This window comes from Streptomyces sp. NPDC046866, assembly GCF_040704625.1.
In the GTDB taxonomy this organism is placed as follows: Bacteria; Actinomycetota; Actinomycetes; order Streptomycetales; family Streptomycetaceae; genus Streptomyces.
The window spans coordinates 239,226-261,851 of sequence record NZ_JBEYXN010000005.1; the positions used below are offsets into that span (position 1 = coordinate 239,226).

General features: G+C 73.3%; 20 protein-coding genes and 1 pseudogene. 14 read left to right on the forward strand and 7 right to left on the reverse strand.

Annotation, left to right across the window (positions count from 1 at the left end):
* Positions 1-241: 241 nt before the first annotated feature.
* Positions 242-679, forward strand: coding sequence for an NUDIX domain-containing protein (locus AB0953_RS11200; protein ID WP_366859130.1), 438 nt, complete (start codon positions 242-244; stop codon positions 677-679).
* 34 nt (positions 680-713) lie between these two features.
* Here the strand turns inward: AB0953_RS11200 and AB0953_RS11205 are convergent, their stop codons facing one another.
* Both AB0953_RS11205 and AB0953_RS11210 read right to left on the reverse strand, forming a co-directional pair.
* Positions 714-1,544 carry a trypsin-like serine protease gene (locus AB0953_RS11205; RefSeq protein WP_366859131.1) on the reverse strand — a complete coding sequence of 277 codons (831 nt, stop codon included), beginning with the start codon at positions 1,542-1,544 and terminating at the stop codon, positions 714-716.
* Between the two features lie 213 nt (positions 1,545-1,757).
* Positions 1,758-2,978, reverse strand: coding sequence for an amidohydrolase family protein (locus AB0953_RS11210; RefSeq protein ID WP_366859220.1), 1,221 nt, complete (start codon positions 2,976-2,978; stop codon positions 1,758-1,760).
* Positions 2,979-3,110: 132 nt separating this feature from the next.
* Between AB0953_RS11210 and AB0953_RS11215 the strand changes: the two genes are divergently transcribed.
* From AB0953_RS11215 to AB0953_RS11230, 4 genes and pseudogenes are all read left to right on the forward strand, one after another.
* Positions 3,111-6,260 carry a BTAD domain-containing putative transcriptional regulator gene (locus AB0953_RS11215; protein ID WP_366859133.1) on the forward strand — a complete coding sequence of 1,050 codons (3,150 nt, stop codon included), beginning with the start codon at positions 3,111-3,113 and terminating at the stop codon, positions 6,258-6,260.
* Between the two features lie 193 nt (positions 6,261-6,453).
* Complete coding sequence (locus AB0953_RS11220; RefSeq protein WP_366859134.1) at positions 6,454-6,678, forward strand: hypothetical protein; 225 nt, start codon at positions 6,454-6,456, stop codon at positions 6,676-6,678.
* A 332-nt stretch (positions 6,679-7,010) separates the two neighbouring features.
* Positions 7,011-7,787, forward strand: coding sequence for a class I SAM-dependent methyltransferase (locus AB0953_RS11225; protein WP_366859135.1), 777 nt, complete (start codon positions 7,011-7,013; stop codon positions 7,785-7,787).
* A gap of 74 nt (positions 7,788-7,861) precedes the next feature.
* A pseudogene (locus AB0953_RS11230) lies at positions 7,862-8,059 on the forward strand (hypothetical protein); the annotation flags it as partial.
* A gap of 79 nt (positions 8,060-8,138) precedes the next feature.
* On the opposite strand, the gene AB0953_RS11235 reads toward AB0953_RS11230, so the two are convergent.
* On the reverse strand, positions 8,139-9,779 hold the full coding sequence (locus AB0953_RS11235; protein WP_366859136.1) for a carboxylesterase family protein: 1,641 nt from the start codon (positions 9,777-9,779) through the stop codon (positions 8,139-8,141).
* Positions 9,780-10,008: 229 nt separating this feature from the next.
* Here AB0953_RS11235 and AB0953_RS11240 point away from each other — a divergent pair, with 229 nt between their 5' ends.
* The gene (locus AB0953_RS11240; RefSeq protein WP_366859137.1) at positions 10,009-10,926 is read left to right on the forward strand and encodes a MerR family transcriptional regulator; all 918 of its coding nucleotides are present in this window, start codon (positions 10,009-10,011) and stop codon (positions 10,924-10,926) included.
* 83 nt (positions 10,927-11,009) lie between these two features.
* Here the strand turns inward: AB0953_RS11240 and AB0953_RS11245 are convergent, their stop codons facing one another.
* On the reverse strand, positions 11,010-12,719 hold the full coding sequence (locus AB0953_RS11245) for a fatty acid--CoA ligase family protein (protein WP_366859138.1): 1,710 nt from the start codon (positions 12,717-12,719) through the stop codon (positions 11,010-11,012).
* Positions 12,720-12,812: 93 nt separating this feature from the next.
* On the opposite strand from AB0953_RS11245, the gene AB0953_RS11250 reads away from it, so the two are divergent.
* From AB0953_RS11250 to AB0953_RS11260, 3 genes are read left to right on the forward strand one after another with little or no spacing between them, the layout of a single operon-like run.
* Entirely contained in the window at positions 12,813-13,964 is a 1,152-nt protein-coding gene (locus AB0953_RS11250; RefSeq protein WP_366859139.1) for a lipid-transfer protein, read from the forward strand.
* 13 nt (positions 13,965-13,977) lie between these two features.
* The gene (locus AB0953_RS11255) at positions 13,978-14,442 is read left to right on the forward strand and encodes an OB-fold domain-containing protein (protein WP_366859140.1); all 465 of its coding nucleotides are present in this window, start codon (positions 13,978-13,980) and stop codon (positions 14,440-14,442) included.
* Positions 14,439-15,215, forward strand: a complete 777-nt coding sequence (locus tag AB0953_RS11260; protein ID WP_366859141.1) for an enoyl-CoA hydratase/isomerase family protein — start codon at positions 14,439-14,441, stop codon at positions 15,213-15,215. The genes AB0953_RS11255 and AB0953_RS11260 overlap by 4 nt, the downstream gene beginning before the upstream one ends.
* 39 nt (positions 15,216-15,254) lie before the next feature.
* Here AB0953_RS11260 and AB0953_RS11265 read toward each other — a convergent pair whose 3' ends face one another.
* Positions 15,255-15,704, reverse strand: coding sequence for a hypothetical protein (locus AB0953_RS11265; RefSeq protein ID WP_366859142.1), 450 nt, complete (start codon positions 15,702-15,704; stop codon positions 15,255-15,257).
* A 267-nt stretch (positions 15,705-15,971) separates the two neighbouring features.
* Here AB0953_RS11265 and AB0953_RS11270 point away from each other — a divergent pair, with 267 nt between their 5' ends.
* From AB0953_RS11270 to AB0953_RS11290, 5 genes are read left to right on the forward strand one after another with little or no spacing between them, the layout of a single operon-like run.
* Entirely contained in the window at positions 15,972-16,328 is a 357-nt protein-coding gene (locus AB0953_RS11270) for a hypothetical protein (protein WP_366859221.1), read from the forward strand.
* 12 nt (positions 16,329-16,340) lie between these two features.
* On the forward strand, positions 16,341-17,717 hold the full coding sequence (locus AB0953_RS11275; protein WP_366859143.1) for a hypothetical protein: 1,377 nt from the start codon (positions 16,341-16,343) through the stop codon (positions 17,715-17,717).
* Between the two features lie 29 nt (positions 17,718-17,746).
* Positions 17,747-18,241 (forward strand): hypothetical protein, encoded by a 495-nt coding sequence (locus tag AB0953_RS11280; protein ID WP_366859144.1) that lies wholly within the window; start codon positions 17,747-17,749, stop codon positions 18,239-18,241.
* A gap of 26 nt (positions 18,242-18,267) precedes the next feature.
* Positions 18,268-18,753 carry a hypothetical protein gene (locus AB0953_RS11285; RefSeq protein WP_366859145.1) on the forward strand — a complete coding sequence of 162 codons (486 nt, stop codon included), beginning with the start codon at positions 18,268-18,270 and terminating at the stop codon, positions 18,751-18,753.
* 50 nt (positions 18,754-18,803) lie between these two features.
* Positions 18,804-19,310, forward strand: coding sequence for a hypothetical protein (locus tag AB0953_RS11290; protein ID WP_366859146.1), 507 nt, complete (start codon positions 18,804-18,806; stop codon positions 19,308-19,310).
* Between the two features lie 76 nt (positions 19,311-19,386).
* Here AB0953_RS11290 and AB0953_RS11295 read toward each other — a convergent pair whose 3' ends face one another.
* Positions 19,387-19,884, reverse strand: a complete 498-nt coding sequence (locus AB0953_RS11295; protein ID WP_366859147.1) for a peptidylprolyl isomerase — start codon at positions 19,882-19,884, stop codon at positions 19,387-19,389.
* 78 nt (positions 19,885-19,962) lie between these two features.
* Positions 19,963-22,410 (reverse strand): PQQ-binding-like beta-propeller repeat protein, encoded by a 2,448-nt coding sequence (locus tag AB0953_RS11300; RefSeq protein ID WP_366859148.1) that lies wholly within the window; start codon positions 22,408-22,410, stop codon positions 19,963-19,965.
* Positions 22,411-22,626: the final 216 nt, after the last annotated feature.

The window sequence follows — 22,626 nt, forward strand, 5'->3', positions numbered from 1 at the left end:
CGAAGGAGCGCCCTTGAGAGGCCGGCCCGCACCGGAAGGACAATGGGCGGCCGGGACGCCCCCGGACACTCCCCGACCCCGATCCACCGCGACCCGGCCCCCGCGGCTGCCGACCCGCTGGCCCGTGTCGGGCAGCCGGGCTCCGACTGCACCGTGCCTCCGCCTGACCGCAGCCGCCCGGGTCGCTTTTCGGCGCCGCAACTGCCGTGACCAGCAGCGGGGTTCGTCGTACGCTGGGATGATGAGGATTCCCAGGCAGGCTGCGCGGATCGTTGTTCTCTCCCCCGGCGGGGACGTCTTCCTGTTCCGGGAGAACAACGTGGAGGTCGGGATCCACTGGCTGCCGCCCGGCGGGGGGATCGAGTCCGGGGAGACTCCCGAGGAGTGCGTGCTGCGGGAGTTGCGGGAGGAGACCGGCTGGACCGATCTCGCGCCGCAGCGGCTGCTGTGCACCTGGGAGCACGACTTCACGCACGAGGGCGTCCCGGTGCGCCAGCACGAGCACATCTACGTGACCACCGGACCGCGGCGCGATCCCGTGCCGGAGTCGCCCGATGCGCACTGGCGGTGGCTGTCGCCGCAGGCGCTGGCCGCGCTGGGGGAGCCGTCGTGGCCGCCGCGGCTGGCGGAGCTGCTGGGGCGGGGGCAGCAGCCCGTCCACCTCGGGCTGGTGGGGTAGGCGGCGGCCCGGGTCGCGCCCGGCCCCCGCTCCCTCAGCGGCGGCCGGCCGCCGTGGCCTTGGCGTACAGGGCCGCCGCGTAGTCGCCGAGGATGGTGCTCGTGGAGACGTCGTCGGTGTCGCCGCCCGTCAGGACGCCGATGATGCGGCCGTCGCGGGCGAGCCAGGCGCTGCCGCTGGTGCCGCCGGGGAAGTCCTCGCAGTCGAAGCGCTGCTCGGTCGGGGTTTCGCGAACGGCCTGGGCGGTGCAGGTGCGGGGGACCTTGCGGTCCGCGGGGTATCCGGTGACGGTGATCTCCTCGCCGGTGCGGCCCGTGGTGTCGAGGGGGGCTCCGCCGGTCAGGTCCTCGATGTTGCGGCCCTTGTCGTCGGGGGCGAGGCGGGCGAAGGCGAGGTCGTAGTCGTCGTCGGTGTCGTCGGCCCAGCGGGGGTCCTCGAAGACCTCTTCTATCTTCCAGGAGCCGTACGGGGCTTGCCCGTTCGCGTACGCGGGTGCGAAGACGGCGCCGCCGTCGCCGGCCTTGCCGGCGAGCAGGCAGTGCCCGGCGGTGACGATCAGGTTCTTGCCCGGGCTGCGCACGACGGTGGCGGTGCAGAAGTGGTCGCCCTGCACGCTGCCCTGGAACAGGGCTCCGGTGAAGGCCGCGGAGGTGCCCGGCTTCGGGGTGCCGGAGGTGGTCAGCTGGGGCTGCTTCGCCGATTGCGGGCGTGAAGTCGGGCTGGCTGTGGGCTTCACGGGGGCCGCCGCCTTGACCCGGGTGTCCGGCTGGCTGCCGGCGTCCGGCACCACGTAGGTCATGGCAGCGGACGCGCCGAGCGCCGCCGCGGCGCACAACACGCCGGTCACCAAGGTCCGCTTGTCCACCACTGCCGCCCCTTCAGCTTTGCTCTGGCGAAGCATGCCTTGGTGTTCCGTTCGCCGCAAGGGGCGGGCAGGACAGATGCGGTCGCCCCGCCCGCTCCCGGTCGGCCGCGGCACCGGGGCCGCACCGGGCGCGGCACCGGCGCGGCACCGGCCGCAGCACCAGAGCGGCACCAGAGCGGCACCGGCCGCAGCACCGGCAGCGCCGCCGCCCCGCTACGCCCCCGCCCAGAGGCCTTCCGGGGTCAGTCCCAGCAGGTCGATGGCGTTGCCGCGCACGATGCGCTCGACCACGTCCGGCGCGAGGTGGCCCATCTGGCTCTCGCCGACCTCGCGGGATTTCGGCCAGGTGGAGTCGGAGTGGGGGTAGTCCGTCTCGTAGAGGACGTTGCCGACGCCGATGGCGTCGAGGTTGCGCAGCCCGAAGGCGTCGTCGAAGAAGCAGCCGAAGACGTGCTCGGCGAAGAGCTCGGCGGGCGGGCGCAGCACCTTGTCGGCGACGCCGCCCCAGCCGCGGTTCTCCTCCCAGACCACGTTGGCGCGCTCCAGGATGTACGGGATCCAGCCGATCTGGCCCTCGGCGTACATGATCCGCAGGTTCGGGAAGCGTTCGAACTTGCCGCTCATCAGCCAATCGACCATCGAAAAGCAGCAGTTGGCGAAGGTGATGGTGGAGCCGACGGCGGGCGGGGCGTCGGCCGAGGTCGACGGCATGCGCGAGGACGAGCCGATGTGCATGGCGATCACGGTGCCGGTCTCGTTGCAGGCGTCGAGGAAGGGGTCCCAGGCGTCGGTGTGGATGGAGGGCAGCCCGAGGTGCGGGGGTATCTCGGAGAAGGCGACGGCGCGCACGCCGCGCGCGGCGTTGCGGCGGACCTCGGCGGCGGCGAGTCCGGCGTCCCACAGGGGGACGAGGGTCAGCGGGATGAGCCGGCCGCGGGCCTCGGGGCCGCACCATTCCTCGACCATCCAGTCGTTGTAGGCGCGGACGCCGAGCAGGCCGAGCTCGCGGTCCTTGGCCTCGGTGAAGGTCTGGCCGCAGAAGCGGGGGAAGGTGGGGAAGCAGAGCGCGGACTGCACGTGGTTGACGTCCATGTCGGCGAGGCGGTCGGGCACGGAGAAGGAGCCCGGGCGCATCTGCTCGTACGTGATGACCTCGAGCCGGATCTCGTCGCGGTCGTAGCCGACGGCGGTGTCGAGGCGGGTGAGGGGGCGGTGGAGGTCCTCGTACACCCACCAGTCGCCGATCGGGCCGTCGTCGCCCTTGGCACCCATGACCGGGGCGAACTTGCCGCCGAGGAAGGTCATTTCCTTGAGGGGGGCGCGGACGATGCGGGGGCCGGTGTCGCGGTAGCGGGACGGGAGCCGGTCCCGCCAGACATGGGGGGGCTCAACCGTGTGGTCGTCCACCGAGATGATCTTCGGGAAGGTCTCCATGGACCCCACGGTAGCGTCCATCTGACGTACCGTCAGCTACTTGGAGAGTGATCGGTTGGACACGGGCTGACGGGTACGAGCAAGACAGGGCAGACTGGCCCTTACACCGACGGAAGGCAGGGGGGACGACAGATGGACGGCATACCGGCCATCCCGCACCAGCGGAACCACCCCGGGGCCGCCACGGCCGCCCCGGGGCCGAAGGCCGTGCCCGCCCCGGCGGCGCACTCCCCCGCGCCCGAGCCGGCCGGGGCGGCCATGCCCGCCACCGAAGCCACCGCACCGGCACCGGCACCCGCACCCGCACCCACCGGCTCCCCAGCCACACCCCCAGCCGCACCCACACCCGCACCCGCCCCGTCCGACCCCGCCGCCTCCCGCTTCGCCGTCCTCGGCCCCATCCGCGCCTGGCGCGGCAGCGAGACCCTGCCCTCCGGCACCCCCCAGCAGCGCGCCCTGCTCGCCGCGCTGCTGCTGCGCGACGGCCGCACCGCCACCGCGGCCGAGCTGATCGACGCCATCTGGGGCGAGGACCCGCCGCAGCAGGCCCTGGCCACCATCCGGACGTACGCCTCCCGCCTGCGCAAGGTCCTCGCGCCGGGCACGCTCGTCACCGAGTCCGGCGGCTACGCCATCCACACCCCCACCGGCACCCTCGACCTCGGCGTCGCCCGCACCCTGGCCGCCGACGCCGAGCAGGCCCGCGCCGCCGGCGACCGGGCCCTCGCCCGTACGCTGCTCGCCCGCGCCCTGGACCTGTGGGACGGCGAGCCGCTCGCCGGGGTCCCGGGGCCGGCCGCCGAGACCGAGCGCTCCCGGCTCGCGGAGTGGCGCCTGCAGCTCCTCGAGACCCGCCTGGACCTGGACCTGGAGGTCGGCCACCACGCCGAGGCCGTCTCCGAGCTGACCGCCCTGACGGCCGCCCATCCGCTGCGCGAGCGGCTGCGCGAGCTGCTCATGCTCGCCCTGTACCGCAGCGGCCGACAGGCCGAGGCCCTCGCCGTGTACGCCGACACCCGCCGCCTCCTCGCCGACGAGCTCGGCGTCGACCCGCGGCCCCAGCTGTCCGCGCTGCAGCAGCGCATCCTGCGCGCCGACGCCGACCTGGCCTGCGCCGAGGCCCCCGCGCGGGCCGCCGCGCCCGTCCTGCTGCGGCCCGCGCAGCTGCCGGCCACCGTGCCGGACTTCACCGGCCGGGCCACCTTCGTCTCCGAGCTCGGCGACATCCTCTCCACCGCGGACGGCCAGGTCATGGCCGTCTCCGCGCTCGCCGGGATCGGCGGCGTCGGCAAGACCACCCTCGCCGTGCACGTCGCGCACGCCGCCCGGCCGCACTTCCCCGACGGCCAGCTCTACGTCGACCTCCAGGGCACCGAGCCCCGCCCCGCCGAGCCCGTCGCCGTCCTCGGCTCCTTCCTGCGGGCGCTGGGCACCCCCGACACGGCGATCCCGGACACCGCCGAGGAGCGGGCCGCGCTCTACCGCTCCACCCTCGACGGCCGGCGCGTGCTGGTCCTGCTCGACAACGCCCGCGACGCCGCCCAGGTCCGCCCCCTGCTGCCGGGCACCGCGGGCTGCGCCGCCCTGGTCACGAGCCGGGTCCGCATGGCGGGCCTCGCCGGGGCCCATCTCGTCGACCTGGACGTGATGAGCCCCGAGGAGGCCCTCCAGCTGTTCACCCGGATCGTCGGCGCCGAGCGGGTCGGCGCCGAGCGGCAGGCGGCCCTCGACGTCGTCGGCGCCTGCGGGTTCCTGCCGCTCGCGATCCGCATCGCCGCCTCCCGGCTCGCCGCCCGCCGCACCTGGACCGTCTCCGTCCTCGCCGCCAAGCTCGCCGACGAGCGCCGCCGCCTCGACGAGCTCCAGGCCGGCGACCTCGCCGTCAAGGCCACCTTCGAGCTCGGCTACGGCCAGCTCGAACCCGCCCAGCAGCGCGCGTTCCGCCTCCTCGGCCTCGCCGACGGGCCCGACATCTCGCTCGCCGCCGCGGCCGCCGTACTCAACCGGCCCGAGCACGACACCGAGGACCTGCTGGAAGCCCTGGTCGACTGCTCGCTCCTCGAGTCGGCAGCCCCGGGCCGCTACCGCTTCCACGACCTCGTACGCCTCTACGCGCGTGCGTGCGCCGAGCGCGACGAGCAGCCGCCGAGCGAGCGGGACGCCGCCCTGGACCGGCTGCTGGACTTCTACCTCGCCACCGCCTCCGCCGTGTACGCGGTCGAGCGGCCCGGCGACCGCCTCCCCGCCCACCTGGCCCCCACCCGCTACCCCGGCCTGCGCTTCACCGAGCCGCGCTCCGCCCTGGACTGGCTGTACGCGGAGGCCGACCCGCTGCTGGCCTGCGTACGGCAGTCCTCGGTGCGCACCGCCGGGCGGGACAGCGTGGTCGACGTGTTGCGCCGCTCCGTGGACCTGCTGTGGGCGGCCAAGGACCTCGCCGAGTCCGGGGCCAACTCCAAGCAGTACGAGTCCGCGGCCGGGGCCCTGCGCGACGCCGCGCACGCCGCGAAGGACGCCCGCGCCGAGGGCCGCGCCCGCACGGCCCTGACCAACGTCCACCTGGTCGCGGGCCGCTTCGCCGACGCCGACGAGGAGGCCCGGCAGGCCATGGTCCTCGCCCGGGAGGCCGACGACCCGCTGCCGAGCTGCTGGGCGCCCAACGACCGCGGGATCATCGCCCTCTACCAGGGCCGGCACGCCGACGGCGAGCGCTACCTGCTGGAGGCCATCGAGAACTTCCGCGCCGACGGCAACCACATCGGCGAGGCCAGCGCCCTGTGCAACCTCTCCCGCATCCACGTGGAGCTGGGCCGGCTCGGCAGCGCGATCGACCTCGCCGAGCAGGGCATCGCCATATACGACCGGATGGGCCTGACGCTGCGGCTCGCCAACGGCCGCTACGCCCTCGGCATCGCCCTGACCGAGGCGGGCCGGCTGGGCGAGGCGCAGGCGCAGCTGACCGAGGCGCTGTCGCTCTTCCACGACAACCGCCAGCCGCTGTGGGAGGGTGTCACGCACTTCCGGCTGGCGGTGGCCCACCTGGCGGCGCACCGCCCCACGCTGGCCGCCGCGCACGCGGAGCAGGCCATCGCGCTGCGCGGCATCGGCGGGGAGTGGCGGCGGGCCACGGTGCTGACCGTCCTGGGCAAGGCGCTGCGCCGGCTCGGTCAGCGGGACCGGGCGCGGGTGTGCTGGCGGGACGCGGAGTCGATCTTCGCGCAGCTGGGGTCGGCGGAACTGGCCGAGGTGCAGGCGCTGCTGGCGTCGGAAATCGCGGCCTGAGGGGCCGGGTTACCCGCTGACCTGGGCGGACGGTGAGCTGAACGAGGCATTCATCGTTCGTTTATCGCCGCACGCCACCATGGATGCATCGACTCACCGCGTCGGGGGGCGCGGGAGTCCGCTGGAGGACCACCCGTTCGGCGGTCCGCGGGGGAATCGCCGAACGGGCCCGACCCATCCATCAGGAGATCCGATGACGACGAACGAGAACACCCTGCCGGCCGACGCCGACATCATCCCGCTCGACAACCACGCTTCGGGCATCGAGATCAAGCCGCTCGACAGCCACGCGGGGAACGCCGACATCACGCCGATGGACAACCACGCCTCCGGCATCGAGATCAAGCCGCTCGACCAGCCGACCGCGGACGACGAGATCGTGTCGCTGGACAACCACGCGTCCGGTCCGCGTCCGTAAGTCCGGGAGACCGTAAGCCGGGACGACGGTAAGGCCGTAGGTCCGTACGACGTCCCACGGGGGATACGGGGGGACGCACGCGGGAGCTCCACCACGGGGGATTCACGGGGGAATCAGGTGGAGCTCCTCCGGGGGGACACGGGGGACACGGGGGACCTGGGGGGAGTACGGGGGAGCACGGCCCACGGGGACACGGGGGAGCGACAACCGTCCACGGGGGAGCACGGGGGAACAGATCCACGGGGGAGCACAACGCAGGGAACGGCGGCCGCGGTGGCCCGGAGGGGGAGCCACCGCGGCCGCCGCGCTGTGTGCGCCTCTACGCTGGGGGTGTGTTCACCTCAAAGGGTCCGAGCCTGCGCGAGCTCGCCGTGCAGGCCCTCTCTTCGGTCGAGCGGGGCTACGACCTGCTCGCGCCGAAGTTCGACCACACGCCGTTCCGGACCCCGGACCGCATGCTCGACGCCGTGGAGGAGGCCCTCGCCCGGTACGGGGGCACCTTCGGCTCCGGCCTGGACCTGTGCTGCGGCACCGGTGCGGCCATCGGCATGCTGCGCCGGCTGTGCCGGGGGCGGGTCACCGGCGTCGACCTGAGCGCGGGGATGCTGGCCGAGGCCGAGCGGGTGCACGGGGACGGCGGGGGCGCGGGCCGCGGCGACGGCGCCGCCGGCCGGGTGGACTTCGTACGGGCCGATGCGCGGGCGCTGCCGGCCGTGTTGGACGACGCGTACGACCTGGCGGTCAGCTTCGGGGCGTTCGGCCACTTCCTGCCGGCCGAGCGGCCCGCCCTGTTCCGCGGGGTCCACCGGGCTCTGCGCGCGGGCGGGGTGTTCGCCTTCCCGATCGGGGCGCCGCTCGCGCCGGCGTCGCCGCTGTGGTGGGCGGTGGCCGGCTTCGACGCGGCGATGCGGGTGCGGAACGCGGTGTGGCGGCCGCCGTTCGTCATGTACTACCGGACCTTCCCGCTGGGCGGGGTGCGGGAGGACCTGCGGGCGGCCGGGTTCACGGTGGAGACCGTCCCGCTGGAGCAGTTCGGCCGGCGGCCGGACGGCAGCCCGCGGTGGCGGCTGGTGCTGGCCCGCAAGGGCGCTGCCGCCCCGGCCGTGTGAGGGGCTGGGTGGGCGAGCGTGACGACGCGGGGGCGGCTGTATCTGGCCGAGACCCTGGGCCGGATCGGGATCCCCACCCGTCCGGCTTCACGCATGAGGTGGTCTTCCGCCGCTGTGGCTCCTGCCGGGAGCTCAACATCGTGCGGGAGGAGGACTTCGTCTGCGTCTTCTGCGGCGAGGACCTGCCTCGGGAGTGGAACGTGGCCGAGCCGGATCGCCAGGTGGTCGGTGACTTGTCGACGGGGTTCTTGGGACGCTGGTTCGGCCGGTAGCCGGGGCCGTTCGTGATGTCTCCCCATTGATATTGCGCAGAGCAGCATCGATGTGGAGACGGACCGCCGCGCGGGCGGCTCACCGTGACAGGCGGTCCCAGAACGAGCATTGGTGTGCGGCATACGCGTCGACAGGGTGGATCCCGCCCGGTTCCGGAGACAGTGACTGCACCGACGGCGCGTGAGGTGACGAAGCGCGGAGGGCGGGCCAGAGCGGGGCGTCGGTGGTGTTCGGGTTTCCGGTGCGGGCGAAGTTCGTCCAGTAGCCGACCATCCGGTCCGACAGGGCGCGCTGGCCTTCGTTCAGCGGTCGTTCGGTGGGGAACGGGGCGAACAGGAACGGCATCTCGAAGCCGTGCGCCGCGCCGTAGGGGAAGCCGGGGTTCGTCGGCAGGCCGGCGAGGACGGGAGCGTGCGGATCGTTGAACTCGTAGCCGTAGAGGGGGAGGCCGGGGGCGTGCGCCGAGATGGCCCGGCCGGATGCCAGCGTGGTGCAGGTGAACGACCGATCGGTCAGCACCGTCGCCCAGGCCAGCGCGGGTGAGGGATGGTGTGCTGCCGGATACCGCGCCTCGACGGCCGGGGCAGCGGCCCCGAAGGCCTCCGCCAGACGGGCTCGGTAGTCGTCCTCGGTGCGGATCGGGACTGCGGCGAGCGACAGGCCGACGAACATCCGCATCTCGTCGTGGTTGGTGCCCAGGATGACCGGCAGGCGGTGGAAGCGTCCCGACGCCAACGCCTGGGCGGGTGCCACGGGCAGCAGCCCGTTGCCGAAGGCGGGCCGGTTGAAGGACTGCATCAGCTGCGCGGTCGCGAGACGATCCGTGCTCTGCCCGCGCAGGCACGCCAGAACCTCGTCCCCGCCGCCCGCCGTGCAGCCCAGTTGCCGGGCGGCCTCCGCACCGGCCGTCTGGACATCGGCCTGGGACGCAAACGGCTCGTACGCCGGTGTTCCGGGGGCGAGCGCGCCGCGCGGGAAGGACGTGAGGCAGGAACCGCTCTGGAGGACGGCCCGCTCGAAGAGTCCGGCGGCTGTCGGCGAGGTGAGGTGGGCACAGATGCTGAGGGCGCCCGCGGACTCACCGAACAGCGTGACACTGCGCGGATCGCCGCCGAAACGCACGGCGTTCGCCCGCACCCAGCGCAGGGCGGCCTGCTGGTCCGCCAGGCCGAACGGCGGGGCGGCGCCCAACCCGGAGTGGCCGAAGTAGCCGAAGATCCCCAACCGGTAATTGACTGTGACGACGACGGCGTCACCCTGGACCGCGAGCCGTTCGGCGCTGTAGTCACTGCCGGAACCGCCCAGGAACGCACCGCCGTGCATCCACACCATCACGGGCCGCTTCCTCGCAGCCGGCCCGGCCGCCGGCACCGTGACGTTGAGGTAGAGGCAGTCCTCCGAGCCGATGACCCCGCTCGCACCTGGCGGCGGCATCTGCACACACCGTTCAGCCGGCCTCGTCGCGTCCCGGACACCCTGCCACGCAGCGGCGGGCACGGGGGCACGCCAGCGCAGCGCTCCGGTCGGCGGCGCGGCGTATGGAATGCCGTCGAAGGTGGTGTACGAGCCGTGCGACACGCCGCGTACCAGGCCCTGCTCCGTGCGTACGACCGTACGGTCCTGTCTCGGGAAGTCAGGGGCCCCGGGGCCTGCGCCGGCCGCGGGTGCGGCGGTGGCCGCCATCAGCGCCACCGCGCACAGCAGGGGGAGGAGCGCCACGCGGAGTCCGGCCTTTCGGTACGGACGCGGTGCTGACATGGTCGGGGGCATGGGTACCACCGTTCTTGGTCGGGACGGGACGGGACCGGGACGTCAGGGGACCTTCGTGGCACGCGGCCACACCGGCCCAGGCAGGCCGGCACGAAATCTGAGCTGCGAGAACGGCGAGGACCGATCCTTCGGTGATCAATACGCTAGAACCTCCCGCGCACTGGAGGTTCAAGGGGCTGTGACACAAGACACGTGGAGCATCGGTGAACTCGCGGCCGCAACGGGCCTTCCCGTCAAAACGCTCCGCTACTACTCCGACAGCGGTCTGCTGCCGGTGGCCGCTCGCAGCACCGGCGGTCATCGGCGCTACGGCCCCGAGGCGTGGGAGCGCATCGGGCTCATCAGACGCCTGCGGGCGCTGGACACCCCGATCGCAACGATCACGCAGGTGGTCACGGGGGAGCGCACACTCGGCGAACTGGTGGCAACCGAGCTCGAAGCGGTGCAGGAACGACTGACCGAACTGCGGTGGCGCGAGGCCACGCTCAAGGCACTGGACGACTGCCCGGGCGAGGAACGGCTTCGGCGCCTGGAGATACTCTCCCGCGTGCAGCGGCTCCCGCAGGCGCACCGTACGCTCACTGATCACTGGTACCGCGAGCTGTCCGAGGCCATGCCCAAGCCTCGACTCGACATCATGGTCGCCATGCTGGCCCCCGCCCCACCGCAGGACCCCGTCCCCGCCTCGGCCCTGGCCTACGCCGAGCTGCACCTGCTCATCTCCACGCCGGGTTTCACCCGCTGGACCCAGGACCACGACGAAGAGATGAGGGATGGCCCGGCCTTCTACGCGGAGATCGACGAAGCCGCCGCGCTGACGGCCGCCGCGCTGGCCCAAGGTCTGCCGCCCGGTGCCGGCGACGCGGTGGACGCGTTCGTGTCCGCCCACGCGCGGGCCCGACGGGAGTCGGACACCCCCGTCTTCCGCGCACACCTCCACGGACTGGTGTCACGGTCATCCGGCTTCGACCCCCGACTCGAGCGGTACTGGGCCCTGGTCGGCACCGCTACGGCCGGGCGCGTCCTGAACATGACCGTGGCGCATCGATGGCTCACCGACGGCCTGTCGATGTCGATCGCCGCACCGAACGCCTAGAGGGTCACCTGCTGTTTCACCCGGCGAGGGCGAGGTCGTGCATGGTGGGGACGCCGGCCTGGCCGGCATCCCGGCCGTGACCGTCAGCGGGTGCGCAGCTCCCGTTTGAGGACCTTGCCGCTCGCGTTGCGGGGGAGTTCGGGGACGAATTCCACGGCGCGCGGCACCTTGTAGTTGGCCATCTCGCGCCGCGACCAGGCGATCAGGTCGTCCGCGGTGAGGGTGGAGCCGGGGCGCCGGACCGCGTAGGCCTTGCCGACCTCGCCGAGGCGGGGGTGCGGGATGCCGACGACGGCGACGTCGGCGATGTCCGGGTGCAGGCCGAGGAGCTGCTCGATCTCGGCGGGGTAGGCGTTGAAGCCGCCGACGATGAACATGTCCTTGATCCGGTCGGTGATGCGCAGGTTGCCTTCGGCGTCGAGGACGCCGACGTCGCCGGTGCGCAGCCAGCCGTCCGGGGTGATGGCCTCGGCGGTCTCGGCCGGCGCCTCGAAGTAGCCCTGCATGACGTGGTGGCCGCTGACCCACACCTCGCCGGCCTCGCCGGCGGGCAGCGCGGTGCCGTCGGCGGCGGCGATGCGGATGCGGGTGCCGGGGATGGCGCGTCCGGAGGTGGCGGCGATGACGTCGTCCGGGTCGCCGCGGCGGCACATGGTGACGATGCCGCCGGCCTCGGAGAGCCCGTACGCGGTGAGGACGGTGGCGATGCGCAGTTCGCCGCGCAGCCGCTCGACGAGCCGGAGCGGGACGACGGCGGCGCCGGTGACGACCAGGCGCAAGGCCGAGAGGTCGTGGTGGTCGCGCTGGGGGTGGTCCAGGAGGGACTGGTGGAGGGTGGGCGGGCCGGGGAGCACGGAGATCCGCTCGGCGGCGATGTTGGCGAGGGCGGTGTCCACGTTGAAGACGGGCTGGGGGACCATCGTGGCCCCGCGCATGAGGCAGGCGAGGATGCCGGCCTTGTAGCCGAAGGTGTGGAAGAAGGGGTTCACGATCAGGTAGCGGTCGCCCTCGCGCAGGCCGGCGAGGGCGCTCCACACCTCGTAGCAGCGCAGGGACTGGGCGTGGGTGATGACGGCGCCCTTCGGGCTGCCGGTGGTGCCCGAGGTGTAGATGATGTCGGAGGGGGCTTCGGGGCGGATGGCCTCGCGGCGGCGGCGCACCGCTTCGGCGGGGACGGTGTCGCCCCCGGCCAGGAAGTCCTTCCAGGTCCGGAAGTCGGCGGGCGCGTCGTCGGACAGGACGACGACCTGCTCCAGGTGCGGCAGCCCGGGCAGCGGCCCCCGGCCGGCCGCGGTCCCGGCCGCGGTGCCGGTAGCCGCCGGCCCCTCCCCCGCCGGGGCCCTGCCCGCGGCGCGGCGCAGGGAGGCCACGTAGGAGGTGCCGAGGAAGGTGCCGGTGACGAAGAGCAGGCGGGCACGGCTGCGGTGCAGGACGTCTGCGGCCTCCGTGCCCTTGAAGCGGGTGTTGAGCGGGACCAGGACGGCGCCTGCCGAGACCGCGCCGAGGGCGCAGACGATCCAGTCGAGGGTGTTGGGCGCCCAGACGGCGACGCGGTCGCCCGGTTGGACGCCGGCGGCGATCGCGGCGGCCGCGGCCCGTTCGACCCGGGCGCCGAGGTCGGCGTAGGTGATCCGGGTGCGGCCTTCGACCACCGCCTCCCGGTCGGCGTACCGGGCGGCGGCGTCGCGGACCAGGCCGGCGATGCTGCCCCAGCGCAGATCGCCCCGCGCGTCCTGCGTCTGCGGTGTGGTCTCGCGTGCGGCGCCGGCTGCTGCCCCTGCGTCCTCGTCCATCGTCCGCCTCCCCACGAACCAGTAGCTGACTGTTCGTCAGATTAGCTGTAGCCTTCGCGGCTGTCAGCACTGGCGCAGCCCCCGGAGGTGGCGATGGCGGCAACACTCAAGGACGCCGCGGCGATAGTCGGCATCGGGCAGACCGCCTTCGCGCGGCACCTGCCCCAGTCCGAGAAGGAACTGGCCTGCCGGGCGATCCTCGCCGCCCTCGCGGACGCCGGCATCGCACCCTCCGAGGTCGACGCCTTCGCCTCGTACACCATGGAGGAGACCGACGAGGTCGAGGTCGCCAAGGCCATCGGCGCCGGCGACGTCACCTTCTTCTCCAAGGTCGGCTACGGCGGCGGCGGCTCCTGCGCCACCGTCGGCCACCTCGCCGCCGCCGTCGCCACCGGCCAGGCCGCCGTCGGCGTGGCCTGGCGCTCCCGCAAACGCGGCTCCGGCCCCAGACCGTGGAAGAACACCACGGTGCAGCTGCCCACCCCCGGCCAGTGGACCCGCCCCTTCGGCCTGCTGCGCCCCGCCGACGAGATCGCGATGCTGGCCCGCCGCTACATGCACGAGTACGGAGCCACCCGCGAGCACCTCTTCAACGTGGCCATGGCCTGCCGCAACCGGGCCAACGAGAACCCGGCCGCGATCATGTACGAGCGGCCGCTGACCCGCGAGATGTACATGACCTCCCGCATGATCAGCGAGCCGCTGTGCCTCTTCGACAACTGCCTGGAGACCGACGGGGCGCTGGCCTGCGTCATCGTCTCCGCCGAGCGGGCCCGGGACTGCCGGCAGCAGCCGGTGTACGTGCACGCCGCCGCCCAGGGCCTGCCCGCCCAGCACCACGGCATGGTCAACTACTGGAACGACGACCCGCTGTCCGGGCCGGCCTGGACCGCCGCCCGGCACCTGTGGAAGCAGGCCGACTTCGGGCCCGAGGACGTCGACGTCGCACAGATCTACGACGCCTTCACCCCGCTGATCCCGCTCTCCCTGGAGGGCTACGGCTTCTGCGGGCGCGGCGAGGGCGGCGCCTTCACCGAGGGCGGGGCGCTGGAGACGGGCGGCCGGCTGCCGATCAACACCGGCGGCGGCGGCCTGTCGGAGGCCTACGTGCACGGCTTCAACCTGATCAACGAGGGCGTCAAGCAGCTGCGGGGCACCTCCACCGCCCAGGTGCCGGATGCCGCGACCTGCCTGGTGACCGCGGGCGAGGGCGTGCCGACGTCCGCGATCCTGCTGCGCGCGTGAGGAGCGAGGAGCCATGACGAACACCACCACCGCCGCAGACGCTGCCGAGGGGCTGCTCCTGCCCGTCCCCGACGAGGACGGCGCCCCGTTCTGGGAGTACGCCGCCCGAGGCGAACTGCGCATCCAGGCCTGCGCCTCCTGCGGCAGACTCCGCTTCCCGCCCCGGCCCTGCTGCCCCCACTGCCAGTCCTTCGACTCCGCGTGGCAGCCGATGAGCGGCCGGGGCCGGATCTGGTCGTACGTGCGGCCGCACCCGCCGCTGCTGCCCGCGTACGCCGCGCAGGCCCCGTACAACGTGGTCCTCGTGGAGCTCGCCGACGCCCCGCACATCCGGCTGGCCGGGAACCTGGTCACGGCCGCCGACGCCCCGCTGAACTCGGTGGATCCGGCCCGGCTGCGGATCGGTGCGCGGGTGCAGGTGGTGTTCGGGCGGGCCGGCGGCTTCGCCGTGCCGCGCTGGGTGCTGGAGCGGCCGTGACGCTTCGGGTGGAGCGGGACGGGGCCGGCGGGGTCGCGGTCGTCACCCTGGACCGGGAGCGCCGGCACAACGCGGTCGACCTCGCGACGGTCGCCGAACTGAAGGCGGTGTGGCGTGAGTTGCGCCACGACGACGCGGTACGGGCGGTGGTGCTGACCGGGGCGGGCCGGGCCGCGTTCTGCACGGGCATCGACCGGGACGCCTCCGTGCCGCAGCCGTCGTCCCCGTACTCGGTGGACGATCCCCTGCAGGCGATCGGGCCGAAGGCGGCCGACCTGTGGAAGCCGGTCGTGGCCGCGGTCAACGGGATGGCCTGCGGCGGGGCGTTCTACCTGCTGGGCGAGTCGGAGTTCCTCATCGCGTCGCGGACCGCGACGTTCTTCGACCCGCACACCTCGTACGGCATGGTGAGCGCGTACGAGGCCGTGTACATGGCGCAGCGGATGCCCTTCGGGGAGGCGGCCCGGATGTCCCTGATGGGGACGGCGGAGCGGCTCTCGGCGCAGCGGGCGTACGAGATCGGGCTGGTCTCGGAGCTGGCCGAGCCCGGGGAGCTGCTGGAGGCGGCCCTGCGGGCGGCGCGGACGCTGGCCTCCTTCCCGACGGAGGCGGTGCAGGGCACCGTACGGGCGCTGTGGTCGGCGAAGCAGGCGGCGCTGCAGCAGGCGCTGGCGCAGGCCCCGGCGCTGATCGCGCTGGGGAACCTGCCGCCGGAGCGGCAGGCGGAGCTGTTCGCCGGCCGGCGGACGGCGCCGGAGCCCCAGGTGCGCTGACACCGGGGCCCGGCGCCGGCCGAGGCCGGGCGCGGCCCGTCAGGTGATCTTGCCGACCTGGCAGCGCTGCACGTCGCCGACCTTGCCGGCGTTGACCATCGGGACGGTGACGGTCTGGGTCTCGCGCGGCTTGAGGGTGACGCGGACCGAAGTCCGGTCGACGGTGCCGGCGTTGCCCTCGAAGGTGAGCGGCACGTCGACGGTGCGCTGGGTGTCGAGGTCGGAGGTGACCTGGAGCACGGCCTTGGTGCGGCCGGGCGCGGCGCAGGAGACGACCGTGGCGTGGGCGGGGGCGTCGCTCTTCTTGTTCTTGCTGCTGCCGCTGGTGCTGCTGGTGCTGTTGCTGTCGCTGCTGCTGCCGTGGCTCTTACTCGACGAGCAGCCGTGGCCGCCGCTGCCGTGCTTGCCGTGACCGGACGAGAAGCCGGTGAGCGAGAGCACCACCACCGCGAGCGCTGCACTGAATCTGATACGACGTCCGGCCACCATGGCGCGATTCCTTCCCCCTGGACAACGGCGGGACACGCTACCAAACGGCGCGGACAGGCCCGTCACAGCGCATTCTTCAGGCCGGTCGTGCAACCGTGCACCACCCCTCCCCCGTCCTTCACTTCATTCGCACACGATGCCGACGCCGCCCGGCGCAGTGGCATGGTTGTCATGCATAAGATCAGGGTCTGCCGACGGGGGAGACGCAACATGTCAGTTGAATCCGGCCAGGACCGGCACGTGGAGATGCGGCTCAATCATGTGCCGATGGACCCGGGCGGGTCGGGCGGCTCGGGCGGCGGGAAGCCGGACTTCGCATCCACGCCCGCCGAGAAGAAGTCGGCTGCCAACACCATCGAGACCGAGCTCGAGCCGAACACCAAGAAGGCCGCCGAGCACGCGGACGACGCCACCAGCACCGCCCAGAAGGGGTTCGAGGGCTGGGAGACGGCCGCCGGCCTGAAGACGGTCGCCGAGACCTGGGACAAGCAGGTCAAGGTGCTGATGGGCCGACTGTCCGCGGAGAAGGGCGCGCTGCGCGGGGCGTCGGGGCTGTTCGTGCAGAACGACTACGGAGTCGGCGGCTCGTTCCCGGGCTCGAAGTCCAAGCTGAACGGCCTGTAGGGGAGCTGAGCTGTGGCACTGAACTACCACGAGGTCATGACCACGGACCTCGGTCTGCTGACGACGGCGGCCGGCAAGTGGGACTCGATGGCCGCCGAGTTGAACAAGGTCGAGACCCGCTACGGCGAAACCGTCCAGAAGATCACGATGGGCGACACCTGGTCCGGCGTCAGCGCCGGGACCGCCGAGGCCGGTTTCAAGGCGACGCGCTACGAGTACGCCGCCGCGCAGACCCAGGCCAAGGCGATCGCGAGCCTGCTGCGCGATGCGCACACCCAGTTCGCCGACCTGAAGAAGAAGCTCGAGAGCGCCCGCGACGACGCGATAGCCGCCGGCATGTCGGTCTCCGAACAGGGGCGCGTCGCCTTTGACTGGTCCAAGCTCACCCCCGCCGAGCGCAGCGCCTACCACCACGATCCCGACGGCCAGAAGACGATCGGCGAAGCCGTCGCCAAGTGGCAGAAGCACATCGACGACCGCGTCAAGGCGGTCGACGAGCTGGATCAGAACGTCAAGCTGGCCCTGAGCTTCGAGGTCGTCGACAGCAACAAGGACGCCTTCGGCAAGGGCGCCGACGCCACGTTCAACGGGTTCAACGCCGGGGCCGAAGGCAAGCTTGACGATGCCGTGAAGCACGCGAAGGCGATGCAGGCCGCGATGGGCGGCGACGGCAAGTCCAAGGAGAAGCCGGACGACGACGGCCTCACGTTCACCGGGCCCGACGCCGGCTTCAGCATCTCCGGGACCAAGTACGGCAAGGAGGGGTCGGTCAAGGCGTACGCCGACTTCTGGCACGCCACGGCGGAGGGCTCCAAGGACGTGGCGGGGGTGAAGCTCTCCGGGATCGCCGACGTGTACGACGGCGCCAGGGCCACCGCCAACTGGGGTCTCAGCGAGAAGGGCCTGACCGCCAAGGCCGAGGCATCCGTCGGCCTTCGCGCCCTGGCCGAGGGCCGGGCCGAGTACGGGCCCGGCAGTCTCTACGTGCGCGGCGAGGGCTTTGCGGGCGCGGAGCTCGGGGGCAACATCAAGGTCCACAAGGATGAGGTGACCGCCGGATTCAAGGCCTTCGCGGGGGCCAAGGGAACCGTCGCCGGAGGAACGGAGGTCGGCGGGATCGGCGTCGGCCTCACGGCCGAGGGCTGGGCGGGTCCCGGCGCAGAGGGCTGGTGGGGTTACAAGAGGGACGAGAGCGGCAAGTTCCACCTCGGTGGCAAGGTGGGCGCTTCCCCCATCCTCGGCGGCTCCGTCGGCCTTGAGATCACCGTCGACCCGGCCAAGGTGAGCAAGGCCGCCGGCGAGGTGGCCGACGGGCTGGGCGATGCCGCGCACGCAGTCGGCGACGGCGCGTCCGGGGCTTACCACACGGTCAAGGGCTGGTTCGACTGATGTACGTTTCCACGGAAGGAGGGTCCGCAATGCCCACGACACTGCCGGTGCCGATCGAGTTCAGCCTGCCCGAAGGCTGGCTCCCGGCGCGCCCGGAGGCGTTCGACCCGGGGGTGGCGTTCGCCGCGGTGCATCCCGCACCGGATGCCGGGTTCACCGCCAACATCACGGTGGACGGCGGCTTCCCCCCGGACGCCGTGACGCTGACCGATCTCGCCGACGCCTCGGTCGAGCGCCTGGGCGAGGTGGCCGACTCCGTTGAGGTGGCCCACCGCCGCGAGCTCGGCCCCGACGATGCACCCGCCCTCAGCCAGCGGTTGACTTTCTCCCTCACCACCGGCGACACGCACCGGGACCTCATCCAGACCCAGGTGTACCTGTCCATGGCGGACGTCGAAGACCCGCACAAGCGCGCGGTGATCCGGCTGGCACTGACCGCCACCGCGGCCCAGCACGACAGCATCCTGGGCGAGTTCCAGGAGTTCGTGCGCTCGGTGCGCCCCGACACCGGGGAAGAGGCCTAGCAGTGGGCCGCCTCTGGGACAGGTACATGGGCACCAGGCGCCCCGAGAGCGGTGCCCCCGCAATCCCCACCACGGAGCTGCGGGCCGCCCTGCTGGCGCTGAACGGCACGGAGGTGCCGTTCAGCGTGCGCGACGCCGGCGCCGAGGGGTCCGACCTGTTGGCGGAATGGCGGGTCCTGGAGCCGGCCTGGGGTACCGGTGTGAGCCGCAGGCAGGTGGAGCGGACCATGAAGGTCTGGATGCGGCTGCTCCCCAAGGAGCGCGAGGTGCGTGCCATGGACGAGCAGTGGACGGTGACCCGGGCCGGCGATCCGCCCGGCGTGACGGTGGGGCGGGAGCGCGGACGCGGCCCGCTCCGCAGCGTCCACAAGGAGTGGGTGTACGAGAAGGGCCCCGACGGCCGTAGGCGCAAGGTCGAATCGTTCAGCCTGGACACACGGGACATGAAGAACCCGCTGCGGGACACGGTCACCGGGGCGGGATGGACCTGGCGCGGGGTGTACAAGCTCTGACGTTCCGGACCGTGTTGCGTCGGGCAGGTCGGCGTTCGTACGTTGAGCCGATGGGCTTTTTCGACAAGTTGACCGGCACCAGGCACCCGGACAGCGGGGTCACACCGGTTCCCTTCCATGATCTCCGGGCGGCACTGCTGGCACTGAACGGCACGGGCGTGCCGTTCGGCGTGCGCGACGCGGGTGCCGAGGGGGTGGACCTGCTGGCGGAGTGGCGGGTCATGGAGCCGGCCACCGGCTCCGGCATGTCCCGCAGGCAGGTGGAGCGGACCTTCGACATCTGGATGCGCCTGGTCGCGGGGGAACGCGTCGTGCGGGTCCTGGAGGAGCAGCGGGCGGTGACGAGAGCGGGGAACCCGCCGGGGAGGGTCGTACAGCAGGAGCACAGCCGCGGTCGGATCCAGTGGGCGCACACCGACTGGACGTACGAGCGGGGGCCCGACGGCCGCCGACGACGGGTCGTATCGTTTCGCGCGGACACCCGCGACATGAAGGGCCCTCTTCAGAAGACGGTCCTCGGGTCCGGATGGACCTGGCGCGGAGTGCGCACACTCTGACGGCCACGGCCGGACGGCCCCGTCCCCCGAGGGGAGGGGCCGTCCGGCCGTGTCAGGAGTCGGTGGGTCCGACGCGTCAGGCCTGCTCGACCACGCCGGAGGCCGCGACCTCGATCTTGGCGCGGGTGGCGCCGGACGGGGAGCCGAGCTTCTCGATCCGGTCGACGACGTCCGTGCCCTCGACGACCTCGCCGAAGACGACGTGCTTGCCGTCGAGCCACGGGGTGACGACCGTGGTGATGAAGAACTGCGAGCCGTTGGTGTTGCGGCCGGCGTTCGCCATCGACAGCAGGTACGGGCGGTCGTGCTTCAGGTTGAAGTTCTCGTCCGCGAACTTCTCGCCGTAGATGCTCTTGCCGCCGGTGCCGTTCTGGTTGGTGAAGTCGCCGCCCTGCAGCATGAACTGGGGGATGACGCGGTGGAACGGCGAGCCCGCGTAGCCGAAGCCGTGCTCGCCGGTGGCCAGCTCGCGGAAGTTCTTCGCGGTCTTCGGGACCACGTCGTCGAAGAGGCGGAAGACGATGCGGCCGGCGGGCTGGCCGTCGATGTTGATGTCGAAGTAGACGTTGCTCATGGGGTACATCCTGTCACTCCCGGTACCGTGCGCCACTCGGCGGGGCCGAAAACCCCGCCGCCCCGCCGGGGCCGCGGCTCACCCGGACGTACGGGTGCCGGTCCCCTTCGCCGCGTCCAGGGCGTACACGCAGCGGTCCTTGCTGCAGGCGTAGACCACGCCGCCCTCGGCCACCGGGGCGCCGGTGATCTCGCCGCCCGTGGCCAGCTTCCAGCGCAGCTGCCCGCCGGCCGCGTCCAGCGTGTACAGGCAGTGGTCGGCCGATCCGAAGTGGACGCGCCCGTCGGCGACGGCCGGCGGGCCGGTGATCTCGCCGCCCGCGGCGAACCGCCACTTCGGGGTGCCGGTGACCGCGTCGAGCGTGTACAGGGCGCTGCCCGCGCCGAGGTGGACGTTGCCGCCGGCGACGAGGACCGGGTCGGCGGACGGCCGCGGCTCGGTGGCGATGCGCCAGCGGTCCTTGCCGGTGGCCGCGTCCAGGGCGTAGACGGTGCCGAGGTAGTCGGCGAGGTAGACGCCGCCCCCGGTCACGGCCGGGCCGGGCGCGAAGGCGGGCGGCGCCAGGAAGACGGCGGGGGCCTCGAAGTGCCAGCGGACCCGGCCGGAGGCGCGGTCGACGGACAGGACGCGGGTGCCGGCGGCGACGTAGACGTTGCCGTCGGGGCCGGGGGTGACGCGTACGGGGACGTTGCCGCAGGAGGCGGCGTCGCCGATCGGGTAGGACCAGGACTCCAGGCCGCTGCGGGCGTCGAGGGCGCGCAGCCGGGCGTCCTGCCAGACGTACACGGTGCCGTCGTGCAGGACGGGCGCGGCCTCGGGGGTCTCGAAGTCGCTCTGGGCGCCGGTCAGCTCCCACAGCTTCTGGCCGTTGGAGGCCTCCCAGCCCTGGACGCCGCCGCCGCGGGTGGCGGTGATGACGGTGCCGCGGTCGGCGCGCAGGGCGTACACCCAGGCGTCGGTGGACAGCCGCCAGCGCTCGGCGCCGTCGGAGGCTTCGAGGGCGTAGAGGGAGGGGCCGTCGGAGGCGTGGATGCGGCCCTCGGCGACGGCCATGGACCAGGCGACGTCGCGGGTCTTGAACTGGCGGCGGCCGGTGGCGACGTCGAGGGCGTGCACCTCGAAGGAGGTGACGTAGAGGAGGTCGCCGGCGACGGTGGGGGTGCCCCAGACCTCGTTCGACATGCGGAACCGCCAGGGGCGCCAGCGGCCGCTGTCGGGGGCCTGGCCGGGCGCGGGCACGGCGGGCGCCTGCCCGGCGGCGGAGGCCCCCGGGGAGGCCGGGGCGGGCAGGTGGCCCGAGGCGGGTGCGGGGCCGCCGCCGGGCGGGCGGACCCAGCCGGTGGCGGAGTCGGCGGCTCCGGCGTGCGCGGCGGGGGCCGCGGCGGTGGCGCGCGGCCCGGGCCCGATCGGGACGGGGGAGCCGCCGAGGCGGACGGGCTCGCCCGAGGGGGCGGGGGTCGCGGGCCGGGGCGGGTGCTGGGGGCGCTGCGGGAGGGGCTGGCCGGTGCGCGGGTCGGTCCACGGGTCGGCGGCGCCGCGGGGTTCGCGGCGCTGCGCGGGGCCGCCGTCCGGGGCGGGGCGGGGGCCGCTGACGCCGCGGGGGCCGGGGGCGGGCACGGAGTGGGTGCGCTGGCCGCCCGCGCGCCGGGCCTCGATCATGGCGACGGCCCGGCCGGGCAGCCACGCGGAGGCGGTGCCGCTGTCGTCGCCGCCGTCGAAGAGGTGCGGGGCGAGCTGCGCCTGCAGGTCGGCCGGGGTGGGCCGCAGGGAGGCGTCCATCTGCATGCAGGACTCGATGAGCGGGCGCAGCTCGTCGGGCAGCCCCTCGAGGTTGGGTTCCTCGCGCAGCAGCATGAACACCGTCTCGACCGGGTTGGCCCCGTGGTACGGGGGGTGTCCGGTCGCGGCGAAGACCAGCGTCGAGCCGAGGGAGAAGACGTCGCTGGCGCCCTTGACGCTGCGGGAGTCCTTGGCCTGCTCGGGCGACATGTAGGCGGGGGTGCCGACGGCGACGTTCGTCATGGTCAGGCGGGTGTTGGAGACGCCGCTTGCGATACCGAAGTCGATCACGCGGGGGCCGTCCTCGACGACCAGCACGTTGGACGGCTTCAGGTCGCGGTGGACCAGGCCCGCCCCGTGGATGGACTGCAGGGCCTCGGCGATGCCGGCGGCGAGCCAGCGCACGGCCTGGGCGGGCATCGGCCCGCACTCGTTGACGATCTCCTCCAGGGAGGGCGCCGGCACGTACGCGGTGGCCAGCCACGGCACGGCGGCGCGCGGGTCGGCGTCGACGACGGCCGCGGTGTAGAAGCCGGAGACGGCGCGGGCCGCCTCCACCTCACGGGTGAAGCGCACCCGGAACAGCTGGTCCTCGGCGAGCTCCGTCCGGACCGTTTTGATCGCCACGCGGCGTCCGGACGCCGACCGTGCGAGATAGACCAGCCCCATGCCGCCGGCGCCGAGCCGTCCCAGCACCTCGAAGGGGCCGATCCGTCTCGGGTCGTGCTGCGTCAGCTGCTCCACCACTCGCCTCACACCTCCCCGTACGGGCCTCTGCCTGGCCCGTTTCCACCTGCACGCGCGCCGGCACGGCGGTCGTCCCCGTGCAGCGTCTCATTCCGGGCACCGCCCGAAGTCGCGCAACCCCGATTCTGTCAGGCCCGCGGGCGGGGCGTGTCGTCACAGTCGGGCCGGGGCGTGGCGAGGTGCCGCTCGCGGGGCTGCGGGCGGGGTGCGGGGGCG